This window comes from Bacillus luti (assembly GCF_001884105.1).
GTDB lineage: Bacteria > Bacillota > Bacilli > Bacillales > Bacillaceae_G > Bacillus_A > Bacillus_A luti.
Map to the genome: position 1 here is coordinate 136,247 of NZ_MACI01000069.1, position 16,196 is coordinate 152,442.

Annotated in this window: 25 protein-coding genes; 20 read left to right on the forward strand and 5 right to left on the reverse strand. The window is 33.8% G+C overall.

The window, feature by feature from the left end:
* Positions 1 to 90: 90 nt before the first annotated feature.
* From BAQ48_RS16770 to BAQ48_RS16820, 11 genes are all read left to right on the forward strand, one after another.
* The gene (locus BAQ48_RS16770; RefSeq protein ID WP_071711984.1) at positions 91 to 867 is read left to right on the forward strand and encodes a serine hydrolase; all 777 of its coding nucleotides are present in this window, start codon (positions 91 to 93) and stop codon (positions 865 to 867) included.
* Positions 864 to 1,235, forward strand: coding sequence for a hypothetical protein (locus BAQ48_RS16775; protein ID WP_071711985.1), 372 nt, complete (start codon positions 864 to 866; stop codon positions 1,233 to 1,235). Before BAQ48_RS16770 ends, BAQ48_RS16775 begins: the two co-directional genes overlap by 4 nt.
* A 26-nt stretch (positions 1,236 to 1,261) precedes the next feature.
* Positions 1,262 to 1,678 (forward strand): GNAT family N-acetyltransferase, encoded by a 417-nt coding sequence (locus tag BAQ48_RS16780; RefSeq protein ID WP_071711986.1) that lies wholly within the window; start codon positions 1,262 to 1,264, stop codon positions 1,676 to 1,678.
* A gap of 35 nt (positions 1,679 to 1,713) precedes the next feature.
* Positions 1,714 to 2,118, forward strand: coding sequence for a GNAT family N-acetyltransferase (locus tag BAQ48_RS16785; protein ID WP_071711987.1), 405 nt, complete (start codon positions 1,714 to 1,716; stop codon positions 2,116 to 2,118).
* Between the two features lie 15 nt (positions 2,119 to 2,133).
* Complete coding sequence (locus BAQ48_RS16790; RefSeq protein ID WP_071711988.1) at positions 2,134 to 2,514, forward strand: MmcQ/YjbR family DNA-binding protein; 381 nt, start codon at positions 2,134 to 2,136, stop codon at positions 2,512 to 2,514.
* Positions 2,515 to 2,587: 73 nt separating this feature from the next.
* A complete protein-coding gene (locus tag BAQ48_RS16795; RefSeq protein WP_071711989.1) occupies positions 2,588 to 2,974 on the forward strand; it encodes a ribosomal maturation YjgA family protein in 387 nt (128 codons plus the stop codon).
* Positions 2,975 to 2,998: 24 nt separating this feature from the next.
* A complete protein-coding gene (locus BAQ48_RS16800) occupies positions 2,999 to 3,928 on the forward strand; it encodes a phosphotransferase enzyme family protein (protein ID WP_071711990.1) in 930 nt (309 codons plus the stop codon).
* Positions 3,925 to 4,431 (forward strand): DNA topology modulation protein, encoded by a 507-nt coding sequence (locus BAQ48_RS16805; RefSeq protein ID WP_071711991.1) that lies wholly within the window; start codon positions 3,925 to 3,927, stop codon positions 4,429 to 4,431. The genes BAQ48_RS16800 and BAQ48_RS16805 overlap by 4 nt, the downstream gene beginning before the upstream one ends.
* A gap of 158 nt (positions 4,432 to 4,589) precedes the next feature.
* Positions 4,590 to 5,270 carry a formylglycine-generating enzyme family protein gene (locus BAQ48_RS16810; RefSeq protein ID WP_071711992.1) on the forward strand — a complete coding sequence of 227 codons (681 nt, stop codon included), beginning with the start codon at positions 4,590 to 4,592 and terminating at the stop codon, positions 5,268 to 5,270.
* 83 nt (positions 5,271 to 5,353) lie between these two features.
* Positions 5,354 to 6,550, forward strand: a complete 1,197-nt coding sequence (locus tag BAQ48_RS16815) for a macrolide family glycosyltransferase (protein WP_071711993.1) — start codon at positions 5,354 to 5,356, stop codon at positions 6,548 to 6,550.
* A 53-nt stretch (positions 6,551 to 6,603) separates the two neighbouring features.
* On the forward strand, positions 6,604 to 7,116 hold the full coding sequence (locus BAQ48_RS16820; protein ID WP_071711994.1) for a hypothetical protein: 513 nt from the start codon (positions 6,604 to 6,606) through the stop codon (positions 7,114 to 7,116).
* 55 nt (positions 7,117 to 7,171) lie between these two features.
* On the opposite strand, the gene BAQ48_RS16825 is transcribed toward BAQ48_RS16820, so the two are convergent.
* The 3 genes from BAQ48_RS16825 to BAQ48_RS16835 form a co-directional block, all read right to left on the reverse strand.
* Positions 7,172 to 7,606, reverse strand: a complete 435-nt coding sequence (locus tag BAQ48_RS16825; protein WP_071711995.1) for a GNAT family N-acetyltransferase — start codon at positions 7,604 to 7,606, stop codon at positions 7,172 to 7,174.
* A 111-nt stretch (positions 7,607 to 7,717) separates the two neighbouring features.
* Positions 7,718 to 8,383, reverse strand: a complete 666-nt coding sequence (gene rpiA, locus BAQ48_RS16830; RefSeq protein ID WP_071712144.1) for a ribose 5-phosphate isomerase A — start codon at positions 8,381 to 8,383, stop codon at positions 7,718 to 7,720.
* 4 nt (positions 8,384 to 8,387) lie between these two features.
* Complete coding sequence (locus BAQ48_RS16835; RefSeq protein WP_071711996.1) at positions 8,388 to 8,708, reverse strand: 2Fe-2S iron-sulfur cluster-binding protein; 321 nt, start codon at positions 8,706 to 8,708, stop codon at positions 8,388 to 8,390.
* Between the two features lie 142 nt (positions 8,709 to 8,850).
* Between BAQ48_RS16835 and BAQ48_RS16840 the strand changes: the two genes are divergently transcribed.
* Together BAQ48_RS16840 and clpP are read left to right on the forward strand one after the other, a co-directional pair.
* Positions 8,851 to 9,537 carry an RNA polymerase subunit sigma-70 gene (locus BAQ48_RS16840; protein WP_071711997.1) on the forward strand — a complete coding sequence of 229 codons (687 nt, stop codon included), beginning with the start codon at positions 8,851 to 8,853 and terminating at the stop codon, positions 9,535 to 9,537.
* A gap of 20 nt (positions 9,538 to 9,557) precedes the next feature.
* Complete coding sequence (gene clpP / locus BAQ48_RS16845) at positions 9,558 to 10,139, forward strand: ATP-dependent Clp endopeptidase proteolytic subunit ClpP (RefSeq protein ID WP_071711998.1); 582 nt, start codon at positions 9,558 to 9,560, stop codon at positions 10,137 to 10,139.
* A gap of 44 nt (positions 10,140 to 10,183) precedes the next feature.
* On the opposite strand, the gene BAQ48_RS16850 is transcribed toward clpP, so the two are convergent.
* Entirely contained in the window at positions 10,184 to 11,041 is an 858-nt protein-coding gene (locus BAQ48_RS16850) for a glycine betaine ABC transporter substrate-binding protein (RefSeq protein WP_071711999.1), read from the reverse strand.
* A 171-nt stretch (positions 11,042 to 11,212) separates the two neighbouring features.
* On the opposite strand from BAQ48_RS16850, the gene BAQ48_RS16855 reads away from it, so the two are divergent.
* Entirely contained in the window at positions 11,213 to 12,418 is a 1,206-nt protein-coding gene (locus BAQ48_RS16855; RefSeq protein ID WP_071712000.1) for a quaternary amine ABC transporter ATP-binding protein, read from the forward strand.
* On the forward strand, positions 12,411 to 13,247 hold the full coding sequence (locus tag BAQ48_RS16860; protein WP_071712001.1) for an ABC transporter permease: 837 nt from the start codon (positions 12,411 to 12,413) through the stop codon (positions 13,245 to 13,247). Before BAQ48_RS16855 ends, BAQ48_RS16860 begins: the two co-directional genes overlap by 8 nt.
* Positions 13,248 to 13,296: 49 nt before the next feature.
* Here BAQ48_RS16860 and BAQ48_RS16865 read toward each other — a convergent pair whose 3' ends face one another.
* The gene (locus tag BAQ48_RS16865; protein ID WP_071712002.1) at positions 13,297 to 13,533 is read right to left on the reverse strand and encodes a hypothetical protein; all 237 of its coding nucleotides are present in this window, start codon (positions 13,531 to 13,533) and stop codon (positions 13,297 to 13,299) included.
* Between the two features lie 215 nt (positions 13,534 to 13,748).
* Between BAQ48_RS16865 and BAQ48_RS16870 the strand changes: the two genes are divergently transcribed.
* The 5 genes from BAQ48_RS16870 to BAQ48_RS16890 all read left to right on the forward strand — a co-directional run bounded on the left by BAQ48_RS16870 (position 13,749) and on the right by BAQ48_RS16890 (position 16,190).
* Complete coding sequence (locus BAQ48_RS16870; RefSeq protein WP_071712145.1) at positions 13,749 to 13,916, forward strand: glycine zipper domain-containing protein; 168 nt, start codon at positions 13,749 to 13,751, stop codon at positions 13,914 to 13,916.
* A 111-nt stretch (positions 13,917 to 14,027) separates the two neighbouring features.
* The gene (locus tag BAQ48_RS16875) at positions 14,028 to 14,507 is read left to right on the forward strand and encodes an HIT family protein (RefSeq protein ID WP_084064757.1); all 480 of its coding nucleotides are present in this window, start codon (positions 14,028 to 14,030) and stop codon (positions 14,505 to 14,507) included.
* Positions 14,491 to 15,327 carry a PP2C family serine/threonine-protein phosphatase gene (locus BAQ48_RS16880; protein WP_084064760.1) on the forward strand — a complete coding sequence of 279 codons (837 nt, stop codon included), beginning with the start codon at positions 14,491 to 14,493 and terminating at the stop codon, positions 15,325 to 15,327. Before BAQ48_RS16875 ends, BAQ48_RS16880 begins: the two co-directional genes overlap by 17 nt.
* A gap of 63 nt (positions 15,328 to 15,390) precedes the next feature.
* Positions 15,391 to 15,708 carry a DUF4181 domain-containing protein gene (locus BAQ48_RS16885; RefSeq protein ID WP_071712004.1) on the forward strand — a complete coding sequence of 106 codons (318 nt, stop codon included), beginning with the start codon at positions 15,391 to 15,393 and terminating at the stop codon, positions 15,706 to 15,708.
* Between the two features lie 35 nt (positions 15,709 to 15,743).
* Complete coding sequence (locus BAQ48_RS16890) at positions 15,744 to 16,190, forward strand: NUDIX domain-containing protein (protein ID WP_071712005.1); 447 nt, start codon at positions 15,744 to 15,746, stop codon at positions 16,188 to 16,190.
* Positions 16,191 to 16,196: the final 6 nt, after the last annotated feature.

Consider the following 16,196-nt stretch of genomic DNA (forward strand, 5'->3'; position numbering starts at 1 on the left):
TAATAGCAAAAATGATCTTACAGAAAGGAATTTTATATTCTATATTGAATTATTAGAAGGTGATATTACGATGTGAAAAGAGGAATGGAAATGGAAACTGTCATTCAAAAAATAAAAGAGATACAATCTGGTCATGTAGGAGTAGCTATTTATTCTACAAAAAATGAACGTGTAATTGCTTCATATAATGATGAACTATATATTCCATTAGCATCAGCAGCTAAAGTGGCAATTGGATTTGCACTAGCAAAGATGGTGAGGGAGAAAAAAGTTTCTTGGAATGATATACTTCATCACATTAAGTTTAATTCAGGTGAAGATAGTGCACAGCTATATCCACATTTACAAGGAAGAACTACATTAACACTTAGTAAAGCGGTGGAAGTGATGATAGCTTGTCATGACAGTTATGTTGCGCAGTCAATTGTAATGCATTGCGGAGGATGGAATACTGTCAGAGAATATGTTTTAACATACTTTTCGAAGATTTATATCCAGGAAAACCCTAAAGACGAGAAAAATATTGGAGAGTTAAATCAAGTTCTTTCGCTTTTAGTTCATATTTTTCAAGGGTATAAAACAGAACCAGAATTATGGGAACCAATTGTAAACGGGATAGTAAGACAACAAGGTGAATATGATGGAATACCTTCATATCATTTAGCTCATATGACGGGTGGATTGTCCACAGCTACAATAAATATTGGTATAATAGGAATGTTTAATGAATTCCCGTTTCTTTATGTTATTGGAGGAAAAGATTTACCTAATCGACGTGAAAATAAAGAGGTAGATGAAGAGTTTGCAGCAGCTTTGAACCACATATACAAAGAATATATTGAAAACATGCTAGAGGTGAACAATTGAAGAGAAACTTAAAAACTTCAACGATTATCATTTTAATTGTAACAATTATTGCTCTTGAAGTTGGAATCGCACTATATGATCACAATTTGTCATTAGATACAATTTATTTTGCAGCGATCCTTATTTGTATTGTATTGCTTTTTGGCACACGTGTTTCTGAAGAGAAAGAAAATACATCGAAACAAGGACTAAGAAAAACAACTCTTATATTTTGGTCATCTATTTTATTGTCTATCGCTTGTTTTGCAGTTATAAGTTACATAAGGGTAGGCAGTGTCTCTGTACCAGGGATAATTGGCTTTTCATGCTTTGTTACATATGGTGGATTCGTATTTATTAGTATTTTAAAGAGAAAAAATAAAATGTAGCTTACTAAGCTGAAAGGATGATATATATGAAACATATAGAAAGTGGTACTCGCAATGAAGGAGAATACATAAAAAATAAAGTAATTCAATATAACATGTCCATCTTAACAGAGGAAGTAAAACAACAGATGGAACAAGTAAGTTTTGTAGTGAAAGATGAAGAAGGGAAAATTTTTGGTGGTGTAACAGGAACGATGTATTTTTATCATCTTCATATCGATTTTTTATGGGTTGATGAATCAGTTCGCCATGATGGATACGGCAGTCAATTGCTACATAAAATCGAAGAAATTGCGCAGGAAAAAGGGTGTAGATTAATATTATTAGATTCATTTAGTTTCCAAGCGCCAGAGTTTTACAAAAAGCATGGTTACAGAGAATATGGTGTTGTTGAAGATCACCCGAAAGGGCATAATCAACACTTTTTCGAAAAGAGATTATAATAATATTATGTAGACTAGATGGCGGGAGTATTAAAATGTACACTTATAAATTGCAACACGAACAACCGATCTGCGTGGAGAAAATAAAAACACTTTATGATTCTGTCGGTTGGTGGCCAGAAAGAAAAGAAATAGATATTGAAAAAATGTTAAAGAATAGTATAGCAATTGGAGTATGGAAAGAAAACGAATTAATTGGATTTGCTAGAATCGTTTCTGATGGTGTTTTTCGAGCATACATAGAAGATGTTGTCGTACACGAGAGTGTAAGAAATCAAGGTATTGGAGAGAAGATGCTTACAATGTTACTCGAGGAAATATCTCATATTCATATTGTTAGTCTATTTTGCGAAGAGAAACTACTGCAGTTTTATGGTGAACAGCAATTTCAAGCGACGAAGCAAATTGTGATGCACCGTAATCAAATCGTGAAAGAATAAGAGGTGCCAATTAGAATGAATGCAACAAGAGCATATTGTTTATCGAAAAGAAAAGCGACAGAGGATTCTCCAGATGGCTGGAGCGCAACGTGTATGAGGTTAAACAATAAAATATTTGCGATATTGAACCATGAAGAAGGTGAAAAAGCTGCGATTACATTAAAATGTGATCCAGAACTCGCATTAAGAATCAGAGAAGATTATCCTGAAACAATTATTCCAGGGTATCATATGAATAAAAAGCATTGGAACACAGTGTACATACATAAGGATGTAGGACAAGAACAAATTAATAAGATGATAGATTGGTCGTATGATTTAATACTGCACTCATTTTCAAAGAAAAAGCAGCAAGAGTTAATGGATGAAATGAAAAGTGAAGATGCTCAAAAATAACTTGTGAAATTATTTTGCAAGTTATTTTTAGTTTTAGTTTGATAAAGAAAAGTATAAACTAGGAGAAGTTGTAATGAAAAATAAAAGAAATAGAATGCTATATGCAATCTTTACTATCATCGTCATTGTTTTAGGTCTGAGTTCAAGAAAGTTTGCTTTTGCGTTACCGGATCTATTAAATGCTTACTTAGGTGATGCTTTATGGGCATTAATGATTTTTACTGGATTTGGATTTTTATTTCCTAAAATAGAAACGAAGAAGTTAACTTTTATTAGTTTACTATTTTGCTACGGGATTGAAATGAGCCAATTGTACCATTCACCATGGATTGATAGTATTCGTGCAACGACTTTAGGTGGACTCATATTAGGTTACGGATTTTTGTGGAGTGACTTAGTTGCTTATACAATTGGTGTGGGGATAGGAATACTTTTAGAGCTTAAGTTAAAAAAGAAATAGGAATTAATAAAGGGGTATTTGTATATGGAGAATGCATTGAAAATTGCAAAGTTTTGGTTTCAAAATGAACAAGTGATAGCTACAGTCATTCAATCGAAAGTCACGAAGCTTACGTGTAATAATAAAGTGTATATATTAAAGGAAAAGGGATTGATAGAGCAGCTTCTAGTTGAACTAGATGTATTAGAAAGGCTTGAAGAAAAAGGAATAAAAGTACAAAAAATAGTGCGAACGAAAAGTGATGAAAGGTATGTATTTTATAAAGAGAAGTATTATTGTTTGTATGAGTATGTTGTTGGAAATGTACTAGAAATAAAAGATACAGAAAATCTGAAAGAGCTAGGGAGCATAATTGGAGAAGAAATAGCTAATCTACATCAAGCATTAAATTCAGTGAATCGTGCAAATGAGTTAATAAAAAGAGATTTATACAAAGTAGTGTATGGGTGGGCTTTACCAATTTTAGAAAAGAAAGAGCATATTCATAGGGGTGTAATTAAACGAATGCAACAATTACATACGGCTTTCAAGGAAACCGTTCAATCATTACCAAAACAAATCATTCATCGCGATATGCACTTATCGAATGTAATCTTTAAAAGTAATCAATTTCAAGGATTTATAGATTTTGAGCTTTTAGAAAACAATGTAAGAGTATTTGATATATGCTATTGTTGTACGAGCATTTTAAGTGAGTTATATAGTGATGAAACATTAAGAGGGAAATGGTTACATATAGTCAGCAAAGTTTTTGAAGGGTATTATAAACAAAATAATTTAACACATGAAGAAATAAATGCCATTTGGTACGTTATGCTTTCAATTCAAGTAATCTTTGTTACTTATTTTGTCCAATTACCAGACTTATTAAGGCTAAATGAAGAGATGTTCTTATGGATTTTTGCTAATAAGGAGGATATTGAAGAAGCAATAGGAGGCATTGTAAAGGTATGAACAAAATAATATTAATTGGTTCCGGTGGTTCAGGAAAATCTACATTGGCAAAGCAGTTAGGAGCTAAATTAAATATTAAGGTGCATCATCTTGATGCACTATTTTGGAAACCAAATTGGGAAGGTGTTTCGAAAGAGGAACAAAGAACAGTTCAAAATGAATTAATTAAAGAAGAAAATTGGATTATTGATGGGAATTACGGCGGGACGATGGATATAAGACTTAAAGCAGCTGACACTATTATCTTTCTTGATATTCACAGAACAATTTGTGTTTATCGCGCTTTTAAAAGGATAATCCAATATCGAAATAAAACAAGACCAGATATGGGCGCGGGATGTGAAGAAAGATTTGATTTACCATTTTTCAAATGGATATGGGAATATCCAAAGGCGAAGCGACCTACAATTTTAAAAGGATTAGAGCAATTGCCCAAAGAGAAAAAGATTATTATTTTAAAATCCCCCAATGAGGTTCGGGAGTTTTTAAAGCACATAAAATAATAAACTGTAGCACAACAAATCCTTTTGGATATTACCGATTAGTTTAATAAAACTAATCGTTTTTTATTATGATAAATTTAATACTTACTACGAATTGTATTTTGTAATGAGTACATCATAATTAATCTATGAAAAATGAATGCTTGGAGGAATAGAAAATGACTAACGATTTAATTCACATGATCGATTCATTAATGGTCAATATTCCAGCAGGAGAGGTAGTATTGCGAGATGATCGTATAAAAAAAGAATGGCAAGTTCAAATTCAACCATTTCTTCTATCAAAGTATGTAGTAACAGCGGAATTATATTATGCTATTACGAATAGTACATCAAATGGTTATAAAGATAGTAATAAGCCAGTTGTAAATGTTTCATGGAATGATGCAATTGTATTTTGTAATTTACTTTCTAAAAAAGCGGGATTAACAGAGTATTATTCTATTAGTAATGGTGATCAAAAGGTGAGTTGTAATTTGGGATCTAACGGTTACCGATTACCGTCTGAGGCAGAGTGGCAATACGCATGTAAAGCAGGTACAGCGGGATATATATACGGGGAACTTCAGAAAATAGCATGGTATAATGAAAATTCAAATGGACAAATTCATGATGTCGGCAAAAAAGAACCGAATGCATGGGGACTATATGATATGTTAGGGAACGTTTGGGAATGGTGCTATGATTTGTATGATAAAAAAGTGTACGGATCGTACCGAATTTTTCGTGGAGGCAGTTGGGCTGAAGCAGCTAGAGGTTGCGGTGCTACTTGTCGCCGGCGTAGCCATCCTACGTTTCACATAGATGATCTTGGTTTTAGGCTTGCTAGGTCAATTTAGTAGGAAAATAACACAAATAACGAAGAAATGGGTATCTGTACTCTTAACGATATAGAAATGATTTAACTTAAGGAGTGTTTATAATGGCTAGAGTTTTGTTCATTAACACCGGTTCAGAAGGGCATATCAATCCAACCTTGCGAGTTGTCGAGGAACTGATTTCCCGCGGTGAAGAAGTCGTTTATTTTTCAATAGAGGCTTTCAGGGAGCGTATTGAAAAGACAGGTGCTACAGTGCGAACAATTGATGATCAAAAATTTTTAAAAGCGTTTCTGTCTGGTGGTAGAAATTACTTACATGAAAGAATAAACGGGCTTCTACATACAGCAGATGTTGCAATCCCCAGTATTTTAGAGGGAATTGAAGGGGAACATTTTGATTACATCATTCACGATTCTATGTTTGGATGCGGTCGTTTAATTGCTCAAATTCTTAAACTACCAGCAATTAATTCCTGTACATCTTTTGCGCAGGATGAAAAATCATTTGAACAAATGTTAGATCATCTTTCAAAAAATATCCCAGCGGAAGTCCATGATAGGATACATAATGATTTTCAAAACTTAGCAAAAGGAATTGCAGAAAAATATGGTGTTGAAATAAAATCTCCATATGAAGTTTTCTGTAATCCAGCACCACTCACTATTGTGTATACAATTAAGGAGTTCCAACCTTTTGGAGATACGTTTGATGACACATTTAAATTTGTGGGACCATCTATCGCTGCACAAGTAAAAAATGAAGACTTTGATTTTAATTCAATTGAAATAAAGCGCTCAATTTATATTTCATTAGGTACTGTTTTTAATGAAGCGATTGATTTTTATAAACTTTGTATTAAGGTGTTTGAGAATAGTGAGCATACAATTGTTATGTCTATTGGTAGTAACACGAAAATAAGTGATTTAGGCGATATCCCTAAAAACTTTATTGTGAAAAATTATGTACCTCAAACTGAACTGCTTACATATACGAAACTATTTATTACACACGGTGGTATGAACAGTACGCATGAAGGACTCTATAATGGGGTTCCACTCATTGTAATCCCGCAAAGTGCCGATCAGCCAGTAATTGCAAAGCAAGTGGAGAATATCGGGGCAGGAGTTACATTGCAAATGAAAGAATTAACTGAAGGACAAATATGTGAAAGTGTAGAGCATGTGTTACATAATTCATCATTTAAGGAAGCTGCATTGAATATGAAAGAGTCTTTCCAAAAATCAGGTGGGTATAAACAAGCAGTTGATGAGATTTTCACATTTACAGATCGTGATTAAATTTTGATTTAACAGAAATGTAAGTAGCTTATTCTGTTAAGAAGGAGTAATGAATGATCAATAAACTATACGAAAAGTATAAAATACGTAGCATCCCAAATGAATTTTCAATAACTGAAATTGATCGGATTTTGAAGGAAGAGTATAAGGCTACCGAAATCGACAAAGACAAAATTGGTTCTATGATGCATGATCCGTATACAAATTTTGAGGAGATAATAAAATGTTACAAGATTGATCAGCAAGATATTTTATCGAGTTTGTTTAGCAATGAGGAAAAAAGTAATTTTGCTGAAATGATTCAATTCAATCAATCTGAGCAAAGCACACAGTATGATGAGCAAGATTTCTTTAATCAGCAAATCCAAGAAGGTAAGTTAATCGTTATATTTTTAGCAAGTACGGAAGGGACATATATGAATTACTTCAACCTATTAGGACATTCGGAGAAATTGTATCATAAACTCACTGTCCTTATGGGAGTAGAAAAAGAAGAATGTAACTTAGATAATCCTTTGTTCAAAAAATATTTACAGGCATTAGATGCTACTGGATATTTAGAATAATAAAGAAAGGGTACTATATGTATCTATAATGCGTAATCATTTAGTACCCTTTCTATTATGATAATATTTTCGTCATAAGGATGTGCGGAATACCATCTTCCATAAATACATCAGAAGAAGTTTGATAGCCTAATTTTTTATAAAATCCTTCTGCTTGTGTTTGCCCATGTAATTTCACTTTTGTTGCTTCTTTGTTTTGAGCAATCTCTTCTAATACTTGAATGATTACTTTCCCTAGTCCGTATTTACGATAGTCTTTTAAAATACAAATGCGCTCTAATTTTCCTATGCCATCAACAAATCGTATACGACCTGTACCTACAGGAAGCTCGTTATAATAAACTAAAATATGTTTACATGCCTCACCGATTTCATCAAATGTATCGAATTCATCTTCAAGAGGGACATCTTGTTCTTTTACAAATACTTCTTTTCGAATATGAAAGGCAATTTCTAAATCTGTAAGTTCTGTTATGAGTTTGGATTGCAAAATGTTCAGCCCTTTCTAGTATGATGTGCGTATGTTTTCATAGTATATCATACTAAGACGCTATTAAGAGAAGCAGAACACATTAAAAAGCCGACTTCAAACAGTCAGCTTTCATGATAATTCTTTTATCCCATTTTTAGTTCCGATAATTGCTTTACTCGTCATATTTATAAACAAGCCTGTTTCAACTACACCAGTAATCATTTTTAATTGTTCGTGTAAAGTAGCTGGATTAGATACATGGTTAGGAAATACACAATCGATAATCATATTGTTGTTATCCGTTATAAATGTATCGTTATTTTTTAAACGTAACGTTGTTTGACATCCTAAAGACTGAATTTTATTTTCCGTTTGTTTCCATGAAAAAGGTATAATTTCAACAGGCAATGGGAAAGTACCTAAATGCGTAACGAGTTTCGATTCATCAGCAATGATAACCAGTTTTTTAGAGGAGGCGGCAACGATTTTTTCCCGAAGTAAAGCACCACCGCCACCTTTTATTAGCTGTAAATTTGAATCAATTTCGTCAGCTCCATCGATTGTTAAATCAAGCATTTGTATGTCATTTAACGAAATCAGCGGAATGTTTAGTTGTTGTGCTAATGCTTCAGTTTCCTTAGATGTAGGTACAGCTTGAATGGATAAACCTTCTTGTACACGTTGTCCTAACTTTCGTATCGTCCAATATACAGTTGAGCCTGTACCAAGCCCAACGTTCATTCCATCTTGTACAAAGTTAGCGGCGTATTCACCTGCAAACTGTTTTAAATTTATCATGTCACTCTACCGGACGTGGCCCAGCATCAAGACCTGAATTTTCGACTGTAAGCACCGGACGAACAACTATATCTTTATGTACGCGCATTTGACATGATAGTCGCAAATGATCTTCAATCCCTTTTTCCGTCATCGCATTTTTTTCATTCGTACTTACTTCACAGAAGTCACCCGCTATTATTTCTACTCTACAAGTTGTGCAACGCGCTTTTCCACCGCAACGATGGAGTATGTGTACACCGTTATCTTCAATTGCTAATACTAACTTTGTGCCTTCTTTTACATCAAAAGTTCCCGCACCTTCAATTGTTAATTTTGGCAAATTTGTTCCTCCTCACGTAAAATTGTACATAACATATTTATGACCGCGAATTATTGAACATAAACATATTTTTTTATATGCCCCGTAACTTTTTTATTAGTTGTATCGTTTATAAAGTAAGCGCTGAAAAGGAGTGGTTATTTTGTGCACAAAAGTAACTCAGATTTTAAAGAACCATATCGATATGAATCATTCAAATAAAAGCTTTTTAATTGAGAACTATACAGAGCTAAAAAGGTACTGCACATTTTTAACGAAAAACAAGTGGGACGGTGAAGATCTCGCCCAAGAAACAGTTTGTAAAGTTCTTCAAAAATATAGTAATAAAGATATTTGCATGACGCTTCTATATAAAATAGCTAGAAATCGCTGGTTAGACCAGATGAAGTTGAAATCAGTTTATGAAAAAATAAAGGAACAGATTACTTTTGAAGAGCCACATGAGAAGATTGCAGATCTACATGAAATGGTAGGGAAAGTATTGACTTCATTAAATGTACAGCAATCCGCAATTTTATTATTAAAAGATGTGTTTCAATATAGTATCGCTGATATTGCTAAAGTATGTGCTGTATCGGAAGGTGCAGTGAAAGCTTCTTTATTTCGGAGTAGAAACAGACTAAAAACTGTAAGTGAAGAAGGAATTGAGATAGTCGAATTCACAGATGATATTGATATTGTTGTAACGTCTATTCGTGAAGAAAGCCCGGAATTATTAACAAAACTTCTTCCGACAATAGATTTTACTAAGTTACCATCTAAACAGCCAGTCTTATTATTTAATGCGAAAAAGCCTTCTTCCTACAGTTGTATGCTATGCGCAGCATAACAATTATTGGAGGGATAAAAATGAATACAATTCCATACGTCGTAGAACAAACGAAATTAGGAGAACGTTCCTATGATATATATTCAAGGTTATTAAAGGACCGCATTATAATGATCGGTTCAGAAATTAACGATCAAGTAGCGAGTAGTGTAGTGGCGCAATTATTATTTTTAGAGGCAGAAGATGCAGAAAAAGACATATTCCTGTATATTAATAGTCCTGGCGGTTCAACGACAGCTGGTTTTGCGATATTAGATACGATGAATCTAATTAAACCGGATGTGCAAACACTTTGTATGGGATTTGCGGCGTCATTTGGTGCATTGCTATTATTATCAGGTGCAAAAGGAAAACGATTTGCGTTACCTAATAGTGAAATTATGATTCATCAGCCGCTCGGTGGTGCAAAAGGGCAGGCAACGGAAATTGAAATAACTGCAAAAAGAATATTAAAGTTAAAGCATGATATTAATAAAATGATTGCAGAAAAAACAGGGCAATCACTTGAACGAGTAGCTCATGATACAGAAAGAGATTATTTTATGACCGCTGAAGAAGCAAAGGAATATGGGATTGTAGATGATGTTGTTGCGAAAAAATAACATAAAACAGGCTAGAGAATATCCATTATTCTCTAGCCTGTTTTTTAATCTTTTATCCATTCGTCAACTAACGATTGATTCTTTTTAATCCATTTTCGCGCAGCTTCTTCTGGATCTTTCGTTTTATTGAGCATGATCATTAGCGTACCAAGCTGTTCATCATTCATTTTCCATTTATCAAAGTATTTCACAACTTCTGGATGATCCGTTTCAAAACCTTTTCGTAATGAGTAATAAATATCATCTTTTTCACCATATACTTTCTTAGGGTCTTTTAAATATTTTAAGTCAAATTCTGAAAAGCCCCAATGTGGATTCCAAAGCGTTACCGCGATTGGTTTCTTTTTCGTATATGCTTTTTTTAATTCGCTCATCATCGCAGCTTCTGAAGATTGGACAAGTTTTAATTTAATATCATATTCTTTCATAGCTTTATTCGTTAAATTCATAAGACTACTACCAGGTTCTATACCAATGATTTTGTTATCTAGCTCATCTTTATGGGCATTTAAATCTTCAATACTGTTAACATTTTTCACATAGGAAGGAACGACTAAACCGAGACCAGTCCCTTCGTACCATTTTGACTTTAAGACAATCTCATCTTTATAACGATTATTTAATGGTTTGTCCGTAACGGGAAGCCATACTTCTAAATTTGCATCAACATCCCCACGAGCAACACCAGTCCAAATCGCAGCTTTTTCTAAATACATGAGTTCAACTTTATATCCCTTATCTTCTAATAAAACTTTCCACATGTTTGCAGTTGCAATATTTTCTTTCCAACTTGTTACACCAAGTTTAATTTTCCCTTTCGAATTTGCATTTGTTGCATTACATGAAGTGAAAATCATAGTAATAAATAATGCAAGGCATATAAGCCATATTTTCTTTCTCATCGAAAACCTCCTAAGAAACGTTTGCCATTTTAAATAAATGTATAAGTAAGCATTCTTATTATGAACGGAAACGAGAATTTTAAAGAAATCTTATGAATGTCATTTTTATGTAATATTTCTTTGCAAAATCGCAACACTATGTGAATAGATGGGTAGAAAAGGAGTAGTGACATGGATAATACAAAGGTGCGTGTTGAAAACGTAACAAAAGTATTCGGGAAACATCCGCAAAGAGCCCTTTCTTTATTAAAAGAAGGAAAAAGTAAATCAGAAATTTTGAAAGAGACAGGAATGAACGTTGGTGTGAAAAAGGCAACGTTTGAAGTATATACTGGAGAAATTTTTGTGATTATGGGGTTATCTGGTAGCGGGAAATCTACGTTAGTTCGTATGCTAAATCAATTAATCAAACCAACAGCAGGTCATATTTACATAGATGGTGAAGACATAGCTACGATGGGAAAAGAAGAGTTGCGGAGAGTGAGAAGAACAAAGATGAGTATGGTGTTTCAAAAGTTCGCTCTCTTCCCGCACCGTACAGTAATACAAAACGTTGCGTACGGATTAGAAATACAAGGAGTTCCAGTAGAGGAACGTGAAAGTAAAGCGTTAGAATCACTGCAGTTAGTAGGACTTGATCATCATAAAGATAATTATCCAAGTCAACTTAGTGGCGGTATGCAGCAGCGTGTTGGCATCGCAAGGGCATTAACAAATAATCCGGATGTTTTACTAATGGACGAATCATTTAGTGCATTAGATCCACTTATTCGAAAAGAAATGCAAGATGAGTTATTAGAACTCCAAGATAAAATGGAGAAAACTATCATATTTATTACACATGATTTAGATGAAGCTCTTCGAATTGGTGATCGGATCGCGTTAATGAAAGATGGAGAGGTTGTCCAAATTGGAACGCCAGAAGAAATTATGATGAGTCCTGCTAATGAGTTTGTTGAGAAATTCGTTGCGGACGTGAATTTAGGGAAAGTAATTACGGCGGAATCTATATTAAAACGACCGGAGACATTATTAATTGATCGTGGACCACGTGTAGCGCTTCAAATTATGAGGAATGCGGGTGTTTCTACAGTATATGTTGTAAATAAGAAGTATGAGTTTTTAGGAATATTAACTGCAGATGACGCGAGTAAAGCAGTGCAAAAACAGTGGCCGATTGCTGATTTACTACTTAACGATATTCCACATGTTTATTTAGATACTTTACTGGAAGAGACCTATGCGAAAATGGCCGAGATGAAATATCCGTTACCCGTAATTGATGAGAAGAAAAGACTAAGAGGAATTATTAAACGTGAAAGTGTCATTCAAGCTCTTGCAGGAAATATTGAAGAAGAGGTGAAAGACGATGAATAGCATACCTCGTATTCCATTAGGGGAATGGGTCGATTCATTTGTTGCGAATTTATATGAGCACTTTGAAAGCTTGTTCCGAGGATTCTCTTATATTATCGATGGATTCGTTGATTTACTCACTAATTTTTTAATAATAATACCGGCTATATTGATGATTATTATCTTATGTTTCCTCATTTGGTACACGACGAGAAAAGTATCTTTAATCATTTTTACGCTTATCGGATTATTATTTATTTTAAATATTAACTACTGGGAACAAACGATGCAAACATTAGCACTCGTACTTACATCTGTTATTATTTCAGTGATTGTTGGAATTCCAATTGGGATATTAGCATCTCAAAATGAACGCTTCTCAAAATTTTTAAAACCGACATTAGACTTTATGCAAACAATGCCCGCATTCGTATATCTTATTCCGGCGATTACATTTTTTGGGGTAGGTGTTGTTCCTGGTATTATTGCATCAGTTATTTTTGCAATGCCGCCGACAATTCGTTTTACGGACTTAGGAATTAGACAAGTTCCAGAAGATTTAATTGAAGCAGCGAATGCATTTGGCTCTACCGCATCACAAAAATTATTTAAAGTACAATTACCACTTGCGACGGGAACAATTATGGCGGGTGTAAATCAAAGTATTATGCTCTCATTATCAATGGTCGTAACAGCTTCACTTGTAGGAGCACCAGGGCTTGGTGTCGATGTATATCGCTCTGTTACACAAGTTAATATCGGAATGGGATTTGAAGCGGGACTAGCTATCGTCGTGATTGCGATTATATTAGACCGCATTACACAAGGATTTCATCAAAAAAGAAGATGAAAAAAAAACACACTTTAGTATACAAAGTGTGTTTTTTTGTTCGTAAAGATTACATACGAACAATAACAGAACCGCCAGCTGGTGCGCAAACTTGGTTTTGTTGTTGCTCCATTGATTTTATTAATTGATTATTTTCTTGGATTAATGAGATTAATTTCGCTAATTGGCTTTCAAGACTTGCGATGCGCTGCATCATATATTGAGAATCATGGTGCAGTGTATTTCTTACTGGATGCGGGGAGTAAGTATATTGTTGATTTAAATTTGGATGCCAATGAGGATGCATTTGAATCGTTCCTCCTTCAATAAATTACTAATCTTTCCTATAGTAAATGCCTATGTATATGTAATGGTGACTTGAAAATCTTTTCAAATGAAGAGGATTATGTAGAGGGAATGGAAAAGTAATAAAGTACATTTTTTGGAATTTATTAAGTTGAATAGAGAATATATTAGGAAACAGCGACGTTCATGTAAATGGGTATTGTATGGGGAGAAATTATGAGAGGAGATGCTGTGGTGGCTAATAATAAAAAAAGAAATGATGCGATGGCGATCGGTATCGCTATAGGTATTGTAATCGGTGTAGTACCTAGATTGTTTACTGATAATTTAGTAATCGGAATTGTTATTGGAATTGTAATTGGGATTGCGTTTTTGAAGAAATAATGAGTTGTAAATTCAATTCAAAAATTCCTTCATTAAAAGATTGAATTTTCGGAATAAAAAACCTATTTTTCCTTTTTTTATGATATTATAAATAAAAGGATGGTGATGGATATGTCAACAAACAATCAGGTAGAACAAAACTGCTTTATTTGCGAAAAACATATAGGAAACATTACAGTTCCAGGTGGAGCTATTTACGAAGATGAACTCGTTTACGTTGGACATGTCCACTGGGATAGTGAAAAAACATACCTTGGTTATGTAATGATAGATATAAAAAGACATGTACCTGGCCTTGCCGAACTAACAGATGAAGAAGCAAAAGCGTTCGGACTTATAACAAGTAGAGTAAGTAAGGCGCTAAAAGAAAGTGAAGGTGCAGAACATATTTACACTTTTGTTTCAGGGAATGGTGTACCACATATGCATATGCACATCATACCGCGTTATCCAAATACACCCAAAGAGTTTTGGTCACCGACTGAAGTAGCGAAATGGACAGATGCGCCATATGGTGACGCAGAGAAAATCAAAAAACTATGCGAAAGAATACGAAAGTATATGGTGAGTAAATATGCATACAACAAATAATAGACAATATTCATGGGTTGGAAGTAGGGAAATGTGTCTAGGTGAAATCTCAGTTAAGCAATATGGGGATATTGTACTTGGTAAATATGGAGGAAATATAAGTGCTGGAGCAAAAAAGAATGAAGATGGTGCTTTCATTCTATCTAATGGTGATTGGGAATTTACAGCCATTTTAGACGGACATAATAGTGCAGAAAGTGTTGAGCTAGTAGTACACACAATCGAAAAAGAATATGAAAATATCAACACGATTATGAAAGAACCAATTGAAACAGTTTTTCGATCTGTTGAAAATCATATGCTTACAATTTTTCAATCACAATCATTTAAAGAAAAGTGCAAAAGAGTAAAAGGTGAAACAGCTTGCTTAATATGTATAAGAAAAGAAAATTACATATGGTGGCTATCTATTGGCGATTGTTTAGTTTATGTATTTCATGAAGAGTTACATAAATTAGGACAATATACTTTGAATCAACGTCATTTTTATGAGTGGATTGGTAATGTTAACACATTTGATTTACCCGTTCCGTGCTATTCGTCAGGAGTTCGTGAATTGCGCACTGCTAACAATCGAATTGTCATGGTAACAGATGGGGTATTAGAGTGCGGGGAGCGCCGATATGAAAAGTCATCCAATTTGTATGAAGATATGAATGGAAATAAGGAAGAGCTAACAGAGTGTGTTCGAAATGTATTAGAGCACGTTCATCATCAATTAGGACGTGATAGTGCGACAATTATAAGTTGGGACTGCGAAAATGATACATATGCTACGTATCCGAGTAATCAGCCGGAGAAAATTAAAGTGAGAAAATAAAAAGGATGGGGTTTTCTGTCAATTACAAAAATAGCCTTATTAATTTTATGGGTACTATCTTTATTGGTTTTTGAAAGAATAGCGAGAAGACAGTTAAATATACCGAAACAAAAAGGATGGAATAACCAATATGTGAATGATACACATAAGTGGGGAAATAGAATTATCATTTTCTCTTATATAGTTGTTATTGCTATAAGCACTTTTCTTCCAAATCGTATATTTATGGGCTATGTACCTCTATTGTTTTTTATTACGTTATATGGATTTCAATCATATATGGAGTGGAAATATGATAAAGAATCGCGGGAGTTTTTGATTTCATTATTAGGAATTGTAGCATTAATAATAACAGGATTCATACTACATTTCTTCCTTTAATATAATATGAATTTAAAGAAAGAAGGAGAGAAGAAATGAAAAGCCCTTTATTACGTGCAGAAGCGATTATTTTTAATGAAGATCATTCAAGAATATTCGTTCAATGTGACAAGAACGAATCGTTTTATCGTTTTCCCGGCGGGTCAATTGAATTTGGTGAAACGGCCCAAGAAGCTATCATGCGAGAACTGTTGGAAGAATATGATTTAGAAGTCTTTGTTGAGCAATTAGCTGTTGTAAATGAGCATATTTTTACGTGGAATAACGAAAAAGGTCATCATTGTACATTGATGCATTGGGGAGCTACTCGAGAAATAGTTACGAATGCAATAAGGCATAAAGAACATGAGGATATTATATTAACTTGGAAAAGTTTAAATGAATTAAAGGAAAAACCAACATATCCTGAAGGGATTGTAAATTACTTAGAAAATCATAACCGTAATATAGTCCACTTTATTTTACATAATTCAATGGAGTAATAGGAG

Coding starts and splice junctions, on each gene's coding strand:
- BAQ48_RS16795 (WP_071711989.1), top strand. CDS start 2,588: ATGAAAAATAAAAGAAATAGAATGCTATATGCAATCTTTACTATCATC.
- BAQ48_RS16785 (WP_071711987.1), top strand. CDS start 1,714: ATGTACACTTATAAATTGCAACACGAACAACCGATCTGCGTGGAGAAA.
- BAQ48_RS16820 (WP_071711994.1), top strand. CDS start 6,604: ATGATCAATAAACTATACGAAAAGTATAAAATACGTAGCATCCCAAAT.
- BAQ48_RS16860 (WP_071712001.1), top strand. CDS start 12,411: ATGAATAGCATACCTCGTATTCCATTAGGGGAATGGGTCGATTCATTT.
- BAQ48_RS16870 (WP_071712145.1), top strand. CDS start 13,749: ATGAGAGGAGATGCTGTGGTGGCTAATAATAAAAAAAGAAATGATGCG.
- BAQ48_RS16890 (WP_071712005.1), top strand. CDS start 15,744: ATGAAAAGCCCTTTATTACGTGCAGAAGCGATTATTTTTAATGAAGAT.
- BAQ48_RS16770 (WP_071711984.1), top strand. CDS start 91: ATGGAAACTGTCATTCAAAAAATAAAAGAGATACAATCTGGTCATGTA.
- BAQ48_RS16805 (WP_071711991.1), top strand. CDS start 3,925: ATGAACAAAATAATATTAATTGGTTCCGGTGGTTCAGGAAAATCTACA.
- BAQ48_RS16780 (WP_071711986.1), top strand. CDS start 1,262: ATGAAACATATAGAAAGTGGTACTCGCAATGAAGGAGAATACATAAAA.
- clpP (WP_071711998.1), top strand. CDS start 9,558: ATGAATACAATTCCATACGTCGTAGAACAAACGAAATTAGGAGAACGT.
- BAQ48_RS16810 (WP_071711992.1), top strand. CDS start 4,590: ATGACTAACGATTTAATTCACATGATCGATTCATTAATGGTCAATATT.
- BAQ48_RS16880 (WP_084064760.1), top strand. CDS start 14,491: ATGCATACAACAAATAATAGACAATATTCATGGGTTGGAAGTAGGGAA.
- BAQ48_RS16875 (WP_084064757.1), top strand. CDS start 14,028: ATGTCAACAAACAATCAGGTAGAACAAAACTGCTTTATTTGCGAAAAA.
- BAQ48_RS16790 (WP_071711988.1), top strand. CDS start 2,134: ATGAATGCAACAAGAGCATATTGTTTATCGAAAAGAAAAGCGACAGAG.
- BAQ48_RS16800 (WP_071711990.1), top strand. CDS start 2,999: ATGGAGAATGCATTGAAAATTGCAAAGTTTTGGTTTCAAAATGAACAA.
- BAQ48_RS16865 (WP_071712002.1), bottom strand. CDS start 13,533: ATGCATCCTCATTGGCATCCAAATTTAAATCAACAATATACTTACTCC.
- BAQ48_RS16855 (WP_071712000.1), top strand. CDS start 11,213: ATGGATAATACAAAGGTGCGTGTTGAAAACGTAACAAAAGTATTCGGG.
- BAQ48_RS16850 (WP_071711999.1), bottom strand. CDS start 11,041: ATGAGAAAGAAAATATGGCTTATATGCCTTGCATTATTTATTACTATG.
- BAQ48_RS16815 (WP_071711993.1), top strand. CDS start 5,354: ATGGCTAGAGTTTTGTTCATTAACACCGGTTCAGAAGGGCATATCAAT.